19 protein-coding genes are annotated in these 14,492 nt (G+C 62.5%); 10 read left to right on the top strand and 9 right to left on the bottom strand.

Translation table 11 applies throughout. The annotated features are described in order from the left end of the window. Positions 1–144: 144 nt before the first annotated feature. Entirely contained in the window at positions 145–1,296 is a 1,152-nt protein-coding gene (locus C437_RS06820; RefSeq protein WP_004516179.1) for a multicopper oxidase domain-containing protein, read from the bottom strand. A 211-nt stretch (positions 1,297–1,507) separates the two neighbouring features. Between C437_RS06820 and C437_RS06815 the strand changes: the two genes are divergently transcribed. The 3 genes from C437_RS06815 to C437_RS06805 all read left to right on the top strand — a co-directional run bounded on the left by C437_RS06815 (position 1,508) and on the right by C437_RS06805 (position 2,640). Beyond that, the gene (locus tag C437_RS06815; RefSeq protein WP_004516178.1) at positions 1,508–1,885 is read left to right on the top strand and encodes a helix-turn-helix domain-containing protein; all 378 of its coding nucleotides are present in this window, start codon (positions 1,508–1,510) and stop codon (positions 1,883–1,885) included. Between the two features lie 2 nt (positions 1,886–1,887). Continuing rightward, positions 1,888–2,187 carry a DUF7521 family protein gene (locus tag C437_RS06810; protein WP_004516177.1) on the top strand — a complete coding sequence of 100 codons (300 nt, stop codon included), beginning with the start codon at positions 1,888–1,890 and terminating at the stop codon, positions 2,185–2,187. Positions 2,188–2,343: 156 nt separating this feature from the next. Then, positions 2,344–2,640: a DUF7521 family protein gene (locus C437_RS06805; RefSeq protein ID WP_004516176.1), complete on the top strand. Its 297-nt coding sequence runs from the start codon at positions 2,344–2,346 to the stop codon at positions 2,638–2,640. Position 2,641: 1 nt separating this feature from the next. Here the strand turns inward: C437_RS06805 and C437_RS06800 are convergent, their stop codons facing one another. Continuing rightward, on the bottom strand, positions 2,642–3,955 hold the full coding sequence (locus tag C437_RS06800; protein WP_004516175.1) for a hypothetical protein: 1,314 nt from the start codon (positions 3,953–3,955) through the stop codon (positions 2,642–2,644). Between the two features lie 89 nt (positions 3,956–4,044). Here C437_RS06800 and C437_RS06795 point away from each other — a divergent pair, with 89 nt between their 5' ends. After that, on the top strand, positions 4,045–4,329 hold the full coding sequence (locus C437_RS06795; protein WP_004516174.1) for a DUF2249 domain-containing protein: 285 nt from the start codon (positions 4,045–4,047) through the stop codon (positions 4,327–4,329). Continuing rightward, complete coding sequence (locus tag C437_RS06790) at positions 4,326–4,598, top strand: glutamyl-tRNAGlu reductase (protein WP_004516173.1); 273 nt, start codon at positions 4,326–4,328, stop codon at positions 4,596–4,598. Before C437_RS06795 ends, C437_RS06790 begins: the two co-directional genes overlap by 4 nt. Positions 4,599–4,600: 2 nt before the next feature. Here C437_RS06790 and C437_RS06785 read toward each other — a convergent pair whose 3' ends face one another. Beyond that, the gene (locus C437_RS06785) at positions 4,601–4,918 is read right to left on the bottom strand and encodes a cupin domain-containing protein (RefSeq protein WP_004516172.1); all 318 of its coding nucleotides are present in this window, start codon (positions 4,916–4,918) and stop codon (positions 4,601–4,603) included. Beyond that, on the bottom strand, positions 4,915–5,148 hold the full coding sequence (locus C437_RS06780) for a DUF2249 domain-containing protein (RefSeq protein WP_004516171.1): 234 nt from the start codon (positions 5,146–5,148) through the stop codon (positions 4,915–4,917). The genes C437_RS06785 and C437_RS06780 overlap by 4 nt, the downstream gene beginning before the upstream one ends. An 89-nt stretch (positions 5,149–5,237) precedes the next feature. Here C437_RS06780 and C437_RS06775 point away from each other — a divergent pair, with 89 nt between their 5' ends. Next, positions 5,238–5,774 carry a hypothetical protein gene (locus C437_RS06775; RefSeq protein ID WP_004516170.1) on the top strand — a complete coding sequence of 179 codons (537 nt, stop codon included), beginning with the start codon at positions 5,238–5,240 and terminating at the stop codon, positions 5,772–5,774. A 311-nt stretch (positions 5,775–6,085) separates the two neighbouring features. After that, a complete protein-coding gene (locus C437_RS06770; RefSeq protein WP_004516169.1) occupies positions 6,086–6,418 on the top strand; it encodes a hypothetical protein in 333 nt (110 codons plus the stop codon). A 68-nt stretch (positions 6,419–6,486) separates the two neighbouring features. On the opposite strand, the gene C437_RS06765 is transcribed toward C437_RS06770, so the two are convergent. Continuing rightward, the gene (locus C437_RS06765; RefSeq protein ID WP_049919660.1) at positions 6,487–6,852 is read right to left on the bottom strand and encodes a hypothetical protein; all 366 of its coding nucleotides are present in this window, start codon (positions 6,850–6,852) and stop codon (positions 6,487–6,489) included. Between the two features lie 338 nt (positions 6,853–7,190). On the opposite strand from C437_RS06765, the gene purL reads away from it, so the two are divergent. After that, positions 7,191–9,356 carry a phosphoribosylformylglycinamidine synthase subunit PurL gene (gene purL / locus C437_RS06760; protein WP_004516167.1) on the top strand — a complete coding sequence of 722 codons (2,166 nt, stop codon included), beginning with the start codon at positions 7,191–7,193 and terminating at the stop codon, positions 9,354–9,356. Here the strand turns inward: purL and C437_RS06755 are convergent, their stop codons facing one another. The 3 genes from C437_RS06755 to C437_RS06745 all read right to left on the bottom strand — a co-directional run bounded on the left by C437_RS06755 (position 9,357) and on the right by C437_RS06745 (position 12,075). Next, positions 9,357–10,574: a sensor histidine kinase gene (locus C437_RS06755; RefSeq protein ID WP_004516166.1), complete on the bottom strand. Its 1,218-nt coding sequence runs from the start codon at positions 10,572–10,574 to the stop codon at positions 9,357–9,359. Between the two features lie 3 nt (positions 10,575–10,577). Next, positions 10,578–11,789: an FIST signal transduction protein gene (locus tag C437_RS06750; protein ID WP_004516165.1), complete on the bottom strand. Its 1,212-nt coding sequence runs from the start codon at positions 11,787–11,789 to the stop codon at positions 10,578–10,580. Between the two features lie 94 nt (positions 11,790–11,883). Next, positions 11,884–12,075: a DUF7550 family protein gene (locus tag C437_RS06745; protein WP_004516164.1), complete on the bottom strand. Its 192-nt coding sequence runs from the start codon at positions 12,073–12,075 to the stop codon at positions 11,884–11,886. A gap of 118 nt (positions 12,076–12,193) precedes the next feature. Between C437_RS06745 and hisF the strand changes: the two genes are divergently transcribed. Then, positions 12,194–13,009, top strand: a complete 816-nt coding sequence (gene hisF, locus C437_RS06740; protein WP_004516163.1) for an imidazole glycerol phosphate synthase subunit HisF — start codon at positions 12,194–12,196, stop codon at positions 13,007–13,009. A gap of 290 nt (positions 13,010–13,299) precedes the next feature. Beyond that, complete coding sequence (locus tag C437_RS06735; protein ID WP_004516162.1) at positions 13,300–14,148, top strand: toprim domain-containing protein; 849 nt, start codon at positions 13,300–13,302, stop codon at positions 14,146–14,148. Between the two features lie 2 nt (positions 14,149–14,150). Here the strand turns inward: C437_RS06735 and C437_RS06730 are convergent, their stop codons facing one another. Then, the gene (locus C437_RS06730) at positions 14,151–14,435 is read right to left on the bottom strand and encodes a DNA-directed RNA polymerase subunit L (RefSeq protein WP_004516161.1); all 285 of its coding nucleotides are present in this window, start codon (positions 14,433–14,435) and stop codon (positions 14,151–14,153) included. Between the last annotated feature and the right edge of the window lie 57 nt (positions 14,436–14,492).

Raw genomic sequence — 14,492 nt, 5'->3', positions numbered from 1 at the left:
ACAGATAGTTAATTCAATATAGCAATATCAGATTTATTGTCGGGACGAACCACTGTCCTTCGGAAGGAACGCAGTCCCTCGAATCCAGCCGAAATATACTGAGAAAAGACGAGTCGCCTCAAGTCGGCACACCGAAGCGCCGTGTTACGCTTCGTAGCCGGCGTAGTCCATCAGCTGTTTGAAGATGTCAGTGTCCATCGCCTCCTTGTAGACGACACCAGTGATCATCCCACCGGGGTAAGAGGTCCCGTTCATCGCGTGGCTGACCTTGTGACAGTGTGCAAGGTAGATGCCGGGGTCGGCGTCGGCTTCGAACTCAATCGTGTGTCGTCCGGCGGGCGGGATACTGGTGATGTCCTGGTCGTGGCGGGCGGCTTCCGGAATCTTCCCGCCGTCCTTGTGGGTAACCTGGAAGCGGTGGTTGTGGATGTGCATCGGGTGGTCCATGTACCCGTTGTTGCACAGGTGGAGCCGCACCGTATCGCCCTGCTCGACGATGATCGGCGAGCCGTCTTCGGGGTGTAGCGTCCGCGGCGCGGACTTCCCGTTGACAGTGAACGTGTCGGGTCGGCGGTTGCGGACATCGTAACTGGCGTCCATGCCTGCCATCTGGCGGTTGAGCCGTGAGTCCCACTCCTTCAGCGTCATGAAGTACTCCTTGTCGGCCGGCTCGTACCCCTTCGGGTCGACGCGGAAGATGCCGTACATCCCCATGTCGATGTGGCGATGGGTCTGGTAGTGACAGTGATAGAGATGCGTGCCCGTCACGTTCGCGGGGATAGTGTAGGTGTGCTTCTCGCCGGGGTCGATGCGGATGCCCGTCGTCGTCGGGACGCCGTCGTCCTCCCACTGCTTCTGGACGGCGTGGAAGTGGACCGTGTGCGGGCGCATGCCGTCCGTGTTGTCGAAGGTGACCTCCATGTCCTCGCCTTCAGTCGTCCGGAGAATCGGCCCTGGGACGCTCGGCTCGCCGTCGTCGGCCTTGAACGCCCACACCTGCGGCAGCTCGACGGGGCCGCCCATCGACTCGCCGGGATGGGCCTCGTGTTTGGCCGGGACAGAGGAGAGCGTCACTTCGCCACCCTGTTCGTCGACATTGACGATCTCCGGCGGCGACGTGGTCGGGAGGTCGCTGTCGGATTGTGCTGGGGTAGCACTGGCGTCGACTGACTCTTCGGTTGGAACCTCACCCGGAGCGGTACAGCCCGCAAGCGCGACCGTGCCGCCGAGGCCGGATGCTTTCACGAAGTCGCGACGAGAGATGCCCGATCCGGGTGCGCCGATCTGGTCTTCCATAAGCAATTGAGCGTAATATCCCACAGTATAAACCCTCGCAGGGAGTTCCCAGACCGACAGAAGCGTTCTCAGTCGCTGGGAACGGACGAACGGTTACAGATAAGTGCCCCATATATTGCGTGCTGTGTGGCGCAAACGTCGGCTGTATCGGGCGGTAAGCGCTCCCAAGTCGGTTACATTAAACGTCTTGGGCGGGCAGTGTCGGGCAAGGATGGTCCGGGACCCCTTCGCTGACGAGGAGACGCCGGAGTTACAGGCGGTCCTCGACGCACTCGACGACGAGGACTGTCGTGCCATTGTCAGCGTACTGGAGGAACCGTTGACGGCAAGTGAGATATCCGACCGGAGCGGCGTACCGCTATCGACAACCTATCGAAAGCTCGAACTACTGACGGAGTCCTCATTGCTGTACGAGGGCGTCGAGGTCAGATCGGACGGCCAACACGCGAGCCGCTACGCTATCGACTTCGAGGAGGTCGTCATCAGTCTCGACGAGGAACTGTCGCTCACCGTCGATATCTCACACCGCGCTCGGACGCCGGACCAACGGCTCGAAAACCTCTGGTCCGAGGTGCGAAAGGAGACATAACCATGGTACACATCCCAAGTTCACAGGTCGGCATCGTCGTCTCGAAGACACTGATCCTCATTCTTGGCGGACTGATAACGTACTACTCGTATCAGGCGTACAGCCGAACGAAAAGCCCCCAGCACAAGTGGCTCACATACGGGTTCGGGGTCGTGACCCTCGGTGCAGTTACCGGCGGCGTCATCGACATCATTGTCGGCCGGTATCTCGGGCAGCAACTGCTGCCCGTGAGCGTCTTCACGTCGAGTTCACTGACGGCCATCGGTCTGGGCATCATCCTGTACTCGCTGTACGTTCGCTAGGACGGCTTCGAGCGGCCTCGGGATAGTGTCTGCAACTTGTTTGCGCTCGGTATCGAGTGGGTCGACGACAGTTCCGTATCGTACCGAAGGACTGGTATTCTCACCGGGTGGAAACGCGACTGACGGTATATTTACGAGCACGTGTCAAATAGAGGCATGCTTGGAGCGAACGCCGTGTTGTTAATCGGGATGAAGACGGTCACGCTGTTTTGCGGTGTGATACTGACGACGCTGACCTACCGCGCGTATTGCCGTACTAAGGCCCCGGCGATGCGAGCGCTCTGTCTCGGTATCGGGTTCGTCACGCTGGGCGCAATACTCGGGGGCAGCCTGCATCAACTCATCGGCATGCCGGTCGCACAGAGCGTCACCGTCGAAGAGCTGTTCACCGCTACCGGGTTCTTCGTGCTGACTTACTCGCTGTACACGGACCAGCCGGCGACGACCGGGTGAGTTACGAGTCCTCAGCGGGCGTGGGCTCGCGTCCGGTCAGCAGTGTCGGCAGCGATTGCGGGCTGTGTTCGACGAGCACAGCGAAGAGGTTGCCCGCGAACAGGGCGGTCCCGAAGAACGCGAGCGCCCCGGCGATCAGCGCCGTGCCGTCCGGCGTCTCAAGCCACTGCGTGCTCACGAGGAGACCGTACGCGAGCGTCAGCGCCACGCCGTCCACGGCGGCGATGCGGTGGTCGTACAGGTCATCAACCATCGGCACGTCCTCGAAACCGAGCCGGTCGCTGTACCGGTGGACCCAGACGATGAACGGGACGACATGGTACAGTGTCCCGAAGACGACAAAGCCGACGCCGCCGACGAGCAACACGGTCGGCGGCTGACCGAGCAGCCCGGTGTACGCGAGCGGGTCGTTCCACCACGCGACCATCGTCAGGCCTGCCCAGAGAAACAGCGACAGCGCCGCGACGCTGTAGCGAGTCAGCATCGGCGACCACTCGACACGCGCACCGACAAGCTGTCGCGCCAGAAGCACCGCCACCACGCCGAGACCAGCAGCGACCAGAACTGCACCGATCCGGGCCAGCGCAAGCGAGTCGACCAAGCGACCGCCGGCGAGCGCGAGAACACCGAACGGATAGACGGCCGTCTCTGCCCGCTGGACCGCTGTGTCGATGCTGCCGGTGTCAGCCTGCGTGAACATCGGGGCGAGCTGGGCCAGCGCGCCCGCGACAGTCGTCAGGACCGCACCGAACACGGCGAGTGTTCCGTGGGCAAGCAAGAGCCCCTGTCGGCCGACTCCCAGAAACGGGAGGACACCGACAGCGCGGTCCATTGCCAGCACGAGTCCAGCGGCCGTCACGAGGGCGAAAAACACCAGTGCCCAGCCGAAATGGATTGCTGTCACGTCGGGCTCCGCAGCGAGCAACGTCCGACCGATGTTGTAACAGAGAGTCCAGACACCGACCAGCGCGAACGCGCCTGCGGCTGGCAACAGGGCAGGAGTCGCTGTCAGAAAGCCAGCTGCCAGGCCCGCAAATCCGACCGCAGCGAGTGGTAGCTGCATCGCAGCGAGGCGGCGCGAATGGAGTTCGACCCCACACCAGACCGGGACGAACTGTGTCAGCGCGCCCATGATGGTGAGACAGACCCACCCCGCAAGCAGGAGGTGGACCTGTGCGAGGTGGCCAGCCCGCCCCTCGACCACGCCGACGGTGACACCGACGACCAGAAACGCCAGTGCGACGACGAAATGACGCAGCGGGACTGTCATCGGCGGTGCGGCGTCTGCGTCCACGTCGGCAGGTATTCCGCTCATTATCGTCTAGTACGAGCCTGCCCCTGCTGGCAATGTGGCCGAATATGTTCGGGGAAAGGGTCGGCCTGCTCACAAGCCAATCCAAACATATGGCGTCGAACCACCAGCCCACAGAGCAAGTCGCGGCCCTGATTTCGGAAACCGATGCGCCCGATGACGCGCCGACGGAACGCCTCGACGTACAGTCGCTTGGGCCGCCAAAGCCGCTCAAGCAGACACTTGAGTTGCTTGCGGATCTGGATGATGACACCGTTCTCGTCCAGTTCAACGACCGCGCCCCACAGCATCTCTATCCGAAGCTCGAAGACAGAGGATACGACTTCGAAAGTGTTGAGACTGAGGACGCGACAGTGACGGTCATCTGGCGCAGATGAGTCGGAACACGGAGTCACCTGTCGACGTCGACGAAGCGATCGCTCGTATCAACAGCCGTGGTGCGAAGGTTCGGCGGGAGCAACTCGAACAGACGCTGTCGCAACTCCAGGATAACGGGGAACTGACAGCTGACCAACGGCTGGCGGTCGAAAAGCTGAGCGAACGGCTCGTCGAGCGACTGCTCGCTGTCCCCCGGGCGAGTCTGCAAGACTCGGCGCAGGGTGCCGACGACGAGCGGATCGAAACGGCGATCTCCCTGTTTGAGTGAACCTACTCTGAAGACGCCGCGAGGACGAGCAGCGCCTCGCTGTCCGCCGTGGCAGCGGGAGAGATGTCTTGATCACCGTCAAACCGAACGACGTCGCCGGACGAGAGCGACAGCGTCTCTTCGCCAAGCGTCAGGTCTACAGCACCTGAACGAAGGAAAAACACGATGTCCCGGCCGGGATGCTCATGAGGCGGAATCGACTCTCCCGCATCGAGCGTCAGCTGAACGGTCTTTGGCTCTCCCTTGAATAGCCTCGCCCGGCCATCCCCATCGCTGTCGAGCGTCGCTCGCTCCGTTCCGGCGGGTGAGGTCTCGCTCATTGTTTCGGAAGGTCCGCGACGTACTTTTCTGGACCGTCCCGCTCGCACTGGTAGTTCGCCGCGTCGAACGCCTCGACCTCGGCTTGCATCTCGTAGAACAGCGGCTTCGGCTCGTGGTCGTTGATGATCCGAAGCGTCTCCCCGGAGGACAGCGCCTCGAAGGAGTCATGTATCTTCGAGTGTCGTTCCGGTGGCGGTGTCTCGCGCAGGTCGAGTGTGGTTGCTGGCATCACCTCGACGTTTGCCGGGAGTCAGGGAGGGGGTTCCCCCGAACGTGTTCGGGGACAGGTCCTGATGTCTTCCGTCCGTTTGTTCCAGTATGAGCCTTCTCTCCGGCCTCCGTGGCGGTTCAGATGTTGGGTTCGATAGCTACGGGACCTTCGTTCCCGAACACAACCCGGACCCCGGCCCGTTCGTGTCTGCGGCGTCAGTACTGACCGGCCCCGACCACGCCGCTTTTCACCGACTCACCATGGCCCTGTTCGACGAGCGTGGCGTGTACGACATGACCTTCGGGTACAACCTCGCACGGCTAAACCTCGACCATCGACACCCGGACGCGGGCTTCCGCTACGGCCGTGAAACCGACGACAGCAGTGTGCTCAGAGCGGAGTTCACGCCGACGACCGAGTTCTGCCCCCAGAGCGACACGCTGACTGTCGGCGCGTTCCGCGCCTGGAACGGGCTGTCGGACCGCCACGAGTACGACCTCGTCCGCGTCCGCGTGAGCCCGGACCACCACCAGAGTACGAGTATCAACGACAAACTCCAGCAACTGGAAACACGGTACCGACAAACCGGCGAACTCCGGACTGCGGATGACGACGAAGCGTCCGAGGAGAGTGTGCCGTTTTAATTGCCGACCGTCCTCAGCGTGGCGTTCGCCGTGAACTTGTGGAGCCACAACCACTGGCATAAGCGCTCGGCTCAGACACATCGGCACAGGACTGCGGTGAGAAGCTGCCTGTCTCGACGGCTGAAAACATGGAAACCATTATATGGTCTGCTAGGCGACATATCTTAAACCGAGTTGACTGGGTGGGATATCGGTGGCTTGGTGGGACCGTGGAGGTGTCTTTCCACGGCAGCGAGCAACAACGTCTCAAAAAACGATGATAACGGCTTCCTTCCAGCGTGGCGTCGCGGCCGGCCGGAGGCGGACCTGCGATGAGTAGCGGCATCGTCCGGGATGCGGACGGGACCTACAACAAGCGGCTTCTGGGACTAACTCTTCTCGTTTTATTCGCCGTCATCGGTGCCGGTGTCGGAACCCTTGGCCTCACGGACGCCAGCGACTCGACACCCGACCAGCCCGCCGCCGAGACGACGCCTACCCCGACAGAGTCACCCCCAACGGAGACACCGGACAGAACCGAGTCCACGCCGACCGAAAGCGGCGGCAGTGGCTCACCGCCGCCGAGTGCGCTCCTGACTGAAACCCCGACACCGACTACCGACGAGGCGGACGGGACCACCACCAACGATACGAAGGCTGCATAGCCCAGTATCCACCGGGATGTCTTGCTTGATGGCGTCTCTACTTCGACGGCCGCGGCCGTGGAAGCTTTTTACGAAAACAGAAGAGTGAGATTGAACCCGGTCACGACGAGCCCGAGCACTGTCAGGAGCACCGGCGGGCCGTAGTAGAGCAGGGGGTCTTCTTCCAGCACGCCGCCCCAGATGCTCAGGCCGAGACAGCAGTAGATTACGAGGAGTTTGAGCCCGAGAAAGCCACCGCCGCCGAACGACTGAATCGCCAACCGAATCGCGGGATTTGCCTCGGTGAATGTCGGGACGAAATAGACGATGGCGATGGTAGTAACCACGTCGCCGACGCCGTAGGTCGCAAGCGCCATTGCCCACACGCTGGAAAACGACCGGACAGAGAAGGAACTCCCCTCCAGCGTCAGCCAGCCATCATCGGCGCTACCCATACTGCATCGAGATATGGCGAGCGCTCATATATACTCAGAGGGCCAGTTATCTGATTTGAAAAGGAAGTAACTCTCGTTTGATACGTCTGGTGTGCTGTGCATAACACTCCTGTGTAGCTGTCTGGCGGGCGAAATCCCCTCTCCTGAGAAAGACATACCCAGTGGCTAGTAACCGCCTGTATTCAGTTTTGAGACACCGGGAGCGAGTGCCGAATCGGTACACAGGCGCTCACCTCGGCAGTCGCCGTTCCCGTGCTGCCGGTGCTGGCGTATGTCCGCGTACGACCGGCGCGAGTGCATGGAAAGGGACTTATCTTGTGGGCGGCCACGACGAGGTAATGAGCCTGTCCGACGCGGACCACGAACTCGTGGTCGAGGAGATCGGTCGGGAGCCGACCCGGGCGGAGGCCGCTCTCTTCGAGAACCTCTGGAGCGAACACTGTGCGTATCGCTCCTCACGGCCCCTGTTGTCGGCGTTCGACTCTGAGGGCGATCAGGTTGTCATCGGCCCCGGCGACGACGCGGCCGTCGTTTCCCTGCCGACCCACGGCGACGGTGAGGAGATGTACATCACGATGGGCGTCGAGTCCCATAACCACCCATCCTACGTCGACCCGTTCGACGGGGCGGCGACGGGTGTCGGCGGCATCGTCCGCGACACGCTCTCGATGGGCGCGTATCCCATCGCGCTCGCGGACTCACTGTACTTCGGTGACTTCGACCGGGAGCACTCCCGCTATCTCTTTGAGGGCGTCGTCGAAGGCATCTCCCACTACGGGAACTGCATCGGCGTCCCGACGGTCGCCGGGAGCGTCGCCTTCCACGACGACTACGAGGGGAACCCGCTGGTGAACGTCTCCTGTATCGGCCTGCTAGAGCCCGAGCGGACAATCACCGCCGAGGCGCAGGAACCGGGCAACAAGCTCGTCCTCGTCGGCAACGCGACGGGCCGGGACGGCCTCGGCGGGGCGTCCTTCGCCAGCGAGGACCTCGCCGAGGACGCCGAAACAGAGGACCGCCCGGCGGTCCAGGTCGGCGACCCGTACTCGGAGAAACTGCTCATCGAGTGCAACGAGGCGCTACTGGACGAGGCCCTCGTCGAATCGGCCCGCGACCTCGGGGCGGCCGGCCTCGGCGGGGCGTCCTCGGAACTGGTCGCCAAGGGCGGCCTCGGCGCGCGCATCGAACTCGACCGCGTCCACGAGCGCGAGCCCAACATGAACGCCATGGAGTACCTGCTCGCGGAGAGTCAGGAGCGGATGGTCTACGAGGTCGCGCCGGAGAACGTCGACCGTGTGGCCGAGCTTGCCGAGCGGTTCGACCTCGGTTGCTCGGTCATCGGCGAACTCACCGAACCGGGCACGAACTACGTCTGTACATTCGAGGGCGAGACGGTCGTTGACGTGGACGCGGCGTTCCTCGGCGACGGCGCGCCGATGAACGACCTGCCAAGCGACGCGCCACCGAAACAGGAACGGGACCTGCCGACGGTGTCACTGGACGAGGCGTTCGAGCGTATTGTCGCCAGCCCCAATTGCGCCTCGAAACGGTGGGTGTACCGCCAGTACGACCACGAGGTGCAGGTCCGAACGAGCGTCTTGCCCGGCGACGACGCCGCCCTGCTCGCTATCCGCGAAGCCGGGACCGGACTGGCCTTTTCCGCCGGCGCGGACCCCAACTGGACCGACGCCGCGCCGTACGAGGGCGCACGCGCCGTCGCGCTGGAAAACGCCACTAACGTCGCCGCGAAGGGTGCGACGCCCCACGCGGCCGTGGACTGCCTCAACGGCGGCAACCCCGAGAAACCGGACGTGTACGGCGGCTTCAAAGGCATCGTCGACGGGCTGGCGGATATGTGCAGCGACCTCGACGTGCCGGTCGTCGGCGGCAACGTCTCGCTGTACAACGACTCTCAGGAGGGACCGATTCCGCCGACACCGACGCTTGCGCTGGTTGGTGTCAAGGAGGGGTACGACGCCCCGCCGCTGTCGCTGTCCGGCGAGGGAACGCTCGTCGTCGTCGGCGACACCGCGCTGGAAGGTGAAACCGACCCGCGGCTCGGCGGCTCCGAGTACACCGCGCAGTTCGGGGGCACCGACCGCTTCCCCGCCCTCCCGGCGGACTCGACGGCCGTCATCGAGACTGTTGCCGAGGTTGCCGACGCCGATCACGTACTGGCGAGTCACGACGTGAGCCACGGCGGGCTGGCAGTGGCACTTGCGGAAATGGTCCACGAGGACGCCGGCGCGTCAGTCGAGATTGAGGCCGGCGAGCGCGGCACCCGAAAGCGGCTCCTGTTCAACGAGCGGCCCGGCCGCGTCGTGTTCGAGACGACCGACCCAGCGGCTGTCCGTGAGGCCTTCGACGGCGTCGCACCGGTGACGGAACTGGGCGAAGCAAACGGCTCGAACCACCTCGATATCACCATCAACGGCGAGCAAGTGCAGTACGACGCCGGAGATATCGCTGATCTGCGGTCGGTCATCGACGACGAACTGGCCTGATTACCAGCGGATATCGAACCGCGCGCCGCCCGTCTCGCTTTCGGCCACTGTAACTGACCAGCCGTGCGCTTCGGCGATGCTCTGAACGATTGATAGGCCGAACCCTGTTCCGTCCGAGTTCGTTGAGTAACCGTGTTCGAACACTAGCTCACGGTCTGCCGGTGGAATACCGGGGCCGTCGTCCGCGACGGAGAACCCGTTCTGCTCATGGGACGTGGGCGTGGACACGGTGACGGTGCATTCCGCGCCAGCGTGCTCGATTGCGTTCCGGTAGAGATTCTCGAATAGCTGCTGAAGGCGCTCGGAGTCCGCCTCGACGGTCGCTTCGGTTTCGACGGTAAGCGTTGCGTCCTCCGTTTCGACCTGTTGCCATGCGTCGGCCGCGACAGATTCGATGGAGACGCTCGCGGTCTCTCCGACGACTCGCCCCTGCCGCGCGAGCGTCAGCGTATCATCGAGGATCTGTGCCATCCGGTCGTGTGCTGCAGCGACCTCTCGTAGCCCCTCCCGCACAGCCCCATCCTCGATTTCGTCGAGCAGGAGGTGGGTGCGGCCGGAGGCGACGTTCAACGGGTTCCGAAGGTCGTGGCTGACGATACTGACAAACTCGTCGAGCCGCTCGTTCTGGTGTTTCAGTTGTTGTTCCCGGCGCTTTCGGTCTGTGATGTCGGTGTATATCCCGAACCCCTCTAGCTGACTGCTGTCACGGGTGACAATCGTACTCCGGAACAGATAGGTTCGGACCTCGCCTGATGCGGTCATCCGTCTGACCTCTTGCTCCGACTGGCCGGTCTGTTCCCACCAGTCCGTCCTGATATCTTCGGCGTCGGCTCCGGGCGGTGCAAGGAGTGTCCGAAGCTCCGTTCCGACTGCATCCGTCTGGTCGTAGCCAAACGAGTCAGCGAATGCTTCGTTGGTCGATTTGACGTACGGTTCTCGCTGCTCGAACCCGACGACGACAGCCGGGTTCGGGATGTTCCCCAGGAGTGCGTCAAAGCGCTCCTGTGCCGCAAGCTGTACGCGGAGTTCACTCGCGACAAGTGCGATGTATCCCTCGTTGTTGTGCTGGATTATATCACAGATGTCCTGTGCATCTGTGTTGTCTATCTCCGTTTCGTCACTGATATCGAGGTCAGCTATCGCATCGTCGACGATAGCTGACGCCTTCTCGATGCCGACGGTTTCTGCGAACTTCGAAACGAGTCCTGTTCGATTCATCTATTACTCCGGCAGTGCGAAAAGCACCGTTGTCGTGTTGTGAAAGCCGCTGAGTTGGCCAGCCTGCATACACAGCTCTCCGTACGTCTCAAACCCAGCGACCGGGGCCGACAGGGCCGATGTAATCCCATCGACAGCCGCTGAGAACGCGTCGTCAAAGAGAACCTGGCGACACGCGCAGTCGTAGACGAACGCGCCAGCGATAGTCCCGTCACACAGCGAGACAGCGTCGGCAGCAGCCTGCTCGACGGACGCAATCTGGGCCGCTCTGTTGCCATGCATTATCCGGAGGACAGTCCCCTCCGGAATATCGACGGCGAACTGCAGTGCGCCAGTCTCTTCAATCGCAGTCCGGGGCCAGCGAATTTTGTAGCTCTCGCCCTGGTCGATGCCGAACAAGTATGCGACCATGAGCTTCCTGAGCGCCGCTGAACCGACCGCGACGTCGTCGATGGCTATCCCCGAGGTCTCCGCAGCGTGGTCTCGGATGGCGTCTTTCCACACTTCAAAGGCCGGCTCACCGTTGAGTTCGTGAACCATGTTTCCGGAGGCATCGGTTACCTCCCAGGGTTCCGAGATGGGGGTGTGACCGTGGTTGACGGTAATGATCGGACGCTTCTCGCCGGAGACGAGTACGAGGACGACTGCGTCCTCGACAACCGATTCATCGCAAAACACTGGTGTCGACTCCATTCGGAGCCCGTCAGATGCTGCCCCACCTGCGAATTCGACATAGGGGCCAAGCCGTCGCTGGACCGACAACGACAACTGCTCGCCGACGCCTGCGAGACCGTCGTGGAGGACGATTGCTGACTGGTATGGTTCCTCGATATTTTGTGGAAGCGACCGGACAGCGTCTCTGACAGTCCCGCGGGTATTGTCGCTGAGGCCAGCAGCAAGGGCCGTATCGAACCGGAACGAATCACTGGTGACGAGCGTGACGGCCACGCCGGTATCCATCGCCCGCTCCTCGGTGAACGCTCCCCCAGCCGTACAGCCGACGACGGCCGTCTCGTCGTCGACGAGCGCATTGACGCCTGCCAGAACGGCTTCGGGGTCAAGCTCAGAGCTAGCAAAGACCTGACAAAAATCAACTCGCTCGGCGTTTAGCCGGTTACGAGCAGCACTGGTCGCCTCCCGGCCAGCGTGCTTACCAGCAGTCGCCACTGATGTGCCCGTAGCGACCGCCGTACTCGCGTCTGACTGAGGCGGCATCGTACTACAGTTGTTGACGTGAAAACCTATATACTCCTCCCCAGGAATATCAGATCTGATATTTATACTGGCCGACGCGGTCAGTCCGCCCTGTTCAGGCCAGCGCCAGCGCGATGCCGAACGTAAGCACCAGTCCGACCAGCAGTACACCGATACCCGTGCCGACCTGGGACATCGTGAACGGGCTCTGTGGGGCCGTCGACCGAAGCGGCGGTTCCCGCGCGGGCAGTTCGACGTGTTCGGGGTCGTAATCCGGCCGGTCCTCCTCGTGGTGGTCGTCTGCCATGGGCGGTGATTCTGGAGCGTCGTACGTGTAGCTGTCGGATTGCGACCGAGCAAGTCGGCCCCACGCTTGCACCAGTCGAAACGGTCAAACGGCGCTGTTGCGAAGCCACGACCAAGAAATGACGCTCACGAAGCGAATCATTCCCTGCATCGACGTGGACGTAGACGAAAACGGGGACGCGGCGGTGTACACGGGAGTCAACTTCGAGGACCTGGAGTACACCGGCGACCCGGTAGAGATGGCCAAGGCCTACAACGAGTCAGGAGCCGACGAGTTCGTGTTTCTGGACATCACTGCCTCCGCCGAGGGCCGCGAGACGATGCTCGATACGGTCTCGGCCGTGGCCGACGAAGTGTTCATCCCGCTGACCGTCGGCGGGGGTATCCGCACCCGCGCCGACATCAAAGAGACGCTGCGGGCCGGCGCGGACAAAGTGTCGATAAATTCCGGGGCCATCGCCGAACCGGACCTCATCAACGAGGGCGCGGCAGCCTTCGGGAGCCAGTGTATCGTTATCTCCGTCGACGCCCGCCGGCGCTTTGACGATGAGGGCGAGTACTACACCGAGGTCGACGGCGAGTCCTGCTGGTTTGAATGCACCGTCAAAGGGGGCCGCGAGGGAACCGGGCTGGATGTTGTCGAGTGGGCCACCGAAGCGGAGGAGCGCGGTGCCGGCGAACTGTTCGTCAACTCCATCGACGCTGACGGAACCAAGGACGGCTACGACATCCCGCTGATGAAAGCTGTCTGTGACACCGTTTCGACGCCGGTTATCGCCTCCTCGGGCTGTGGTAGCCCCGCTGACATGGAAGAAGTGTTCGTCGATGCTGGTGCCGACGCCGGCCTCGCAGCCTCCATCTTCCACTTCGGTGAGTACTCCATCGCCGAAACGAAAGAGTATCTCGACAGCAAGGGAATTCCGGTCCGGCTGTGACGTCGTCTCCAGCTTAATGTCGAAATAGTAAATACCCGTACCTATCTCTTTCTTTGCATGATGCAGTTTTTCCGGCGCTGCGGAAAGCCCCGGTTTCCGCCGCGTCGCGGCGTTCGATATCAGCTTTCGGTAGCGGGCACATATTCTTCAGCCACTGGTACCTGTCCGCGAGGGAGATTGGACTCGCGGAGTCAACTGCCCGAGCGACCGTGGGGGAACGGCTCCGGAGAGCCAGGGCGCTGTAGTCTGGCATCGGGCAGGTTTTATCGGCCCAACACGGAGCATCGACAATGAAATGGCGGTGTGAATGGTGTGGGAAACCCCACGAGGAGGACGACCCGCCGTGTGACAACTGCGGGCACGGTTCCTTCGAGGAGGCCGTGACGCAGGTCAACGAGGAGGTCGTCGAGGGCGGACCCAGATGGGTCTGTCTGGACTGCGGCCGCCAGCACCAGAAGAACTCCCCGCCGTGCAAACGCTGTGGCGGGAGTAACTTCGAGCGACGGACGGGGCCGCCGGAAGACGACCCGCTAGATGAGATACAGACCGGCTGGCTGGACGTGCTCGAAACAAAGTACGTGCTCGGCTACGCCGCCGTAGCGGCGTTGCTCGGCCTCATCGTACTCGCTGCTGTGGGCGGCATCACGCTGCCGGGCTTCGCAGCCGAAACCCCCACCGGTCCACCGGAGATCGCATCCCCTGCTGGAAGCGGTGACAGCGTCAACTCGCTCTCGATTGCCGATGTTGAGGCCACCTATCTCGACGTGTACAACGTCCGCCGGTCTGGCGTCGGTGGCGGCACGGTCTCGCGGAACGGGACCATGGACGACGCCGCGGCCTACTACAACAAGGGCCGTGTCGACGCGCGGTACGATAACGCCGAGCAGCCGACGCGCGAGGGGGTCTCTCGGTTTGCCCTCCCCTGTGAGCGTCCAGTCGTTGTCAGCTACGAGGTGGCTTACGACCGGACGCCGCAGTCACCCAGCCAGTATCAAAACGAGACAGCGCTGGCAACCGCACTCGTCGACAGCTACATTGAGCGCGGCAACAGGATTCAGAGAGCGGATGACGGGCTGATCGGTATCGACATCCACGTTGGGCCGGACGAACGCGTGTTCGTCACGTACGTGCTCTGTTAGAATTACGCGGCGGCTTCGAACGCGTCGGTGAAGCTGTCTGCCTTCTCGATGACAGCGTCGGTTCCGTCTTCGAGGGCGGAAAGCGCGTCGACGCCCTCCTCGGTCTTGATGGTCAGAACCGGATCGGTCTGGCCACCGGACTGTTCCGGGTTCACGTCGTAGGTCGCCGCCGTGACGCCCTCTGTCTCCAGCAGCGCCCCCTTGATGACGTTCATGAACGTGTGGTCCTCACCGGCGATTTCGATAGAGAGTTCCGTGTCGGATTTGTCGATAACGCGAAGGTCCATACCCATTCTTTGGTCACCTGCGACCCATCAACGCTTCGCTTCCCGTCCGCTGTGTCG

The sequence above is a fragment of the Haloarcula vallismortis ATCC 29715 genome, from assembly GCF_000337775.1.
In the GTDB taxonomy this organism is placed as follows: domain Archaea; phylum Halobacteriota; class Halobacteria; order Halobacteriales; family Haloarculaceae; genus Haloarcula; species Haloarcula vallismortis.
This window is presented reverse-complemented; position numbering and strand designations above follow the sequence as displayed.

Bases quoted from the DNA above. Each gene is read 5' to 3' on its own strand.
- C437_RS06820 (WP_004516179.1), bottom strand. From the start codon at position 1,296: ATGGAAGACCAGATCGGCGCACCCGGATCGGGCATCTCTCGTCGCGAC.
- C437_RS06815 (WP_004516178.1), top strand. From the start codon at position 1,508: ATGGTCCGGGACCCCTTCGCTGACGAGGAGACGCCGGAGTTACAGGCG.
- C437_RS06810 (WP_004516177.1), top strand. From the start codon at position 1,888: ATGGTACACATCCCAAGTTCACAGGTCGGCATCGTCGTCTCGAAGACA.
- C437_RS06805 (WP_004516176.1), top strand. From the start codon at position 2,344: ATGCTTGGAGCGAACGCCGTGTTGTTAATCGGGATGAAGACGGTCACG.
- C437_RS06800 (WP_004516175.1), bottom strand. From the start codon at position 3,955: ATGAGCGGAATACCTGCCGACGTGGACGCAGACGCCGCACCGCCGATG.
- C437_RS06795 (WP_004516174.1), top strand. From the start codon at position 4,045: ATGGCGTCGAACCACCAGCCCACAGAGCAAGTCGCGGCCCTGATTTCG.
- C437_RS06790 (WP_004516173.1), top strand. From the start codon at position 4,326: ATGAGTCGGAACACGGAGTCACCTGTCGACGTCGACGAAGCGATCGCT.
- C437_RS06785 (WP_004516172.1), bottom strand. From the start codon at position 4,918: ATGAGCGAGACCTCACCCGCCGGAACGGAGCGAGCGACGCTCGACAGC.
- C437_RS06780 (WP_004516171.1), bottom strand. From the start codon at position 5,148: ATGCCAGCAACCACACTCGACCTGCGCGAGACACCGCCACCGGAACGA.
- C437_RS06775 (WP_004516170.1), top strand. From the start codon at position 5,238: ATGAGCCTTCTCTCCGGCCTCCGTGGCGGTTCAGATGTTGGGTTCGAT.
- C437_RS06770 (WP_004516169.1), top strand. From the start codon at position 6,086: ATGAGTAGCGGCATCGTCCGGGATGCGGACGGGACCTACAACAAGCGG.
- C437_RS06765 (WP_049919660.1), bottom strand. From the start codon at position 6,852: ATGGGTAGCGCCGATGATGGCTGGCTGACGCTGGAGGGGAGTTCCTTC.
- purL (WP_004516167.1), top strand. From the start codon at position 7,191: ATGAGCCTGTCCGACGCGGACCACGAACTCGTGGTCGAGGAGATCGGT.
- C437_RS06755 (WP_004516166.1), bottom strand. From the start codon at position 10,574: ATGAATCGAACAGGACTCGTTTCGAAGTTCGCAGAAACCGTCGGCATC.
- C437_RS06750 (WP_004516165.1), bottom strand. From the start codon at position 11,789: ATGCCGCCTCAGTCAGACGCGAGTACGGCGGTCGCTACGGGCACATCA.
- C437_RS06745 (WP_004516164.1), bottom strand. From the start codon at position 12,075: ATGGCAGACGACCACCACGAGGAGGACCGGCCGGATTACGACCCCGAA.
- hisF (WP_004516163.1), top strand. From the start codon at position 12,194: ATGACGCTCACGAAGCGAATCATTCCCTGCATCGACGTGGACGTAGAC.
- C437_RS06735 (WP_004516162.1), top strand. From the start codon at position 13,300: ATGAAATGGCGGTGTGAATGGTGTGGGAAACCCCACGAGGAGGACGAC.
- C437_RS06730 (WP_004516161.1), bottom strand. From the start codon at position 14,435: ATGGACCTTCGCGTTATCGACAAATCCGACACGGAACTCTCTATCGAA.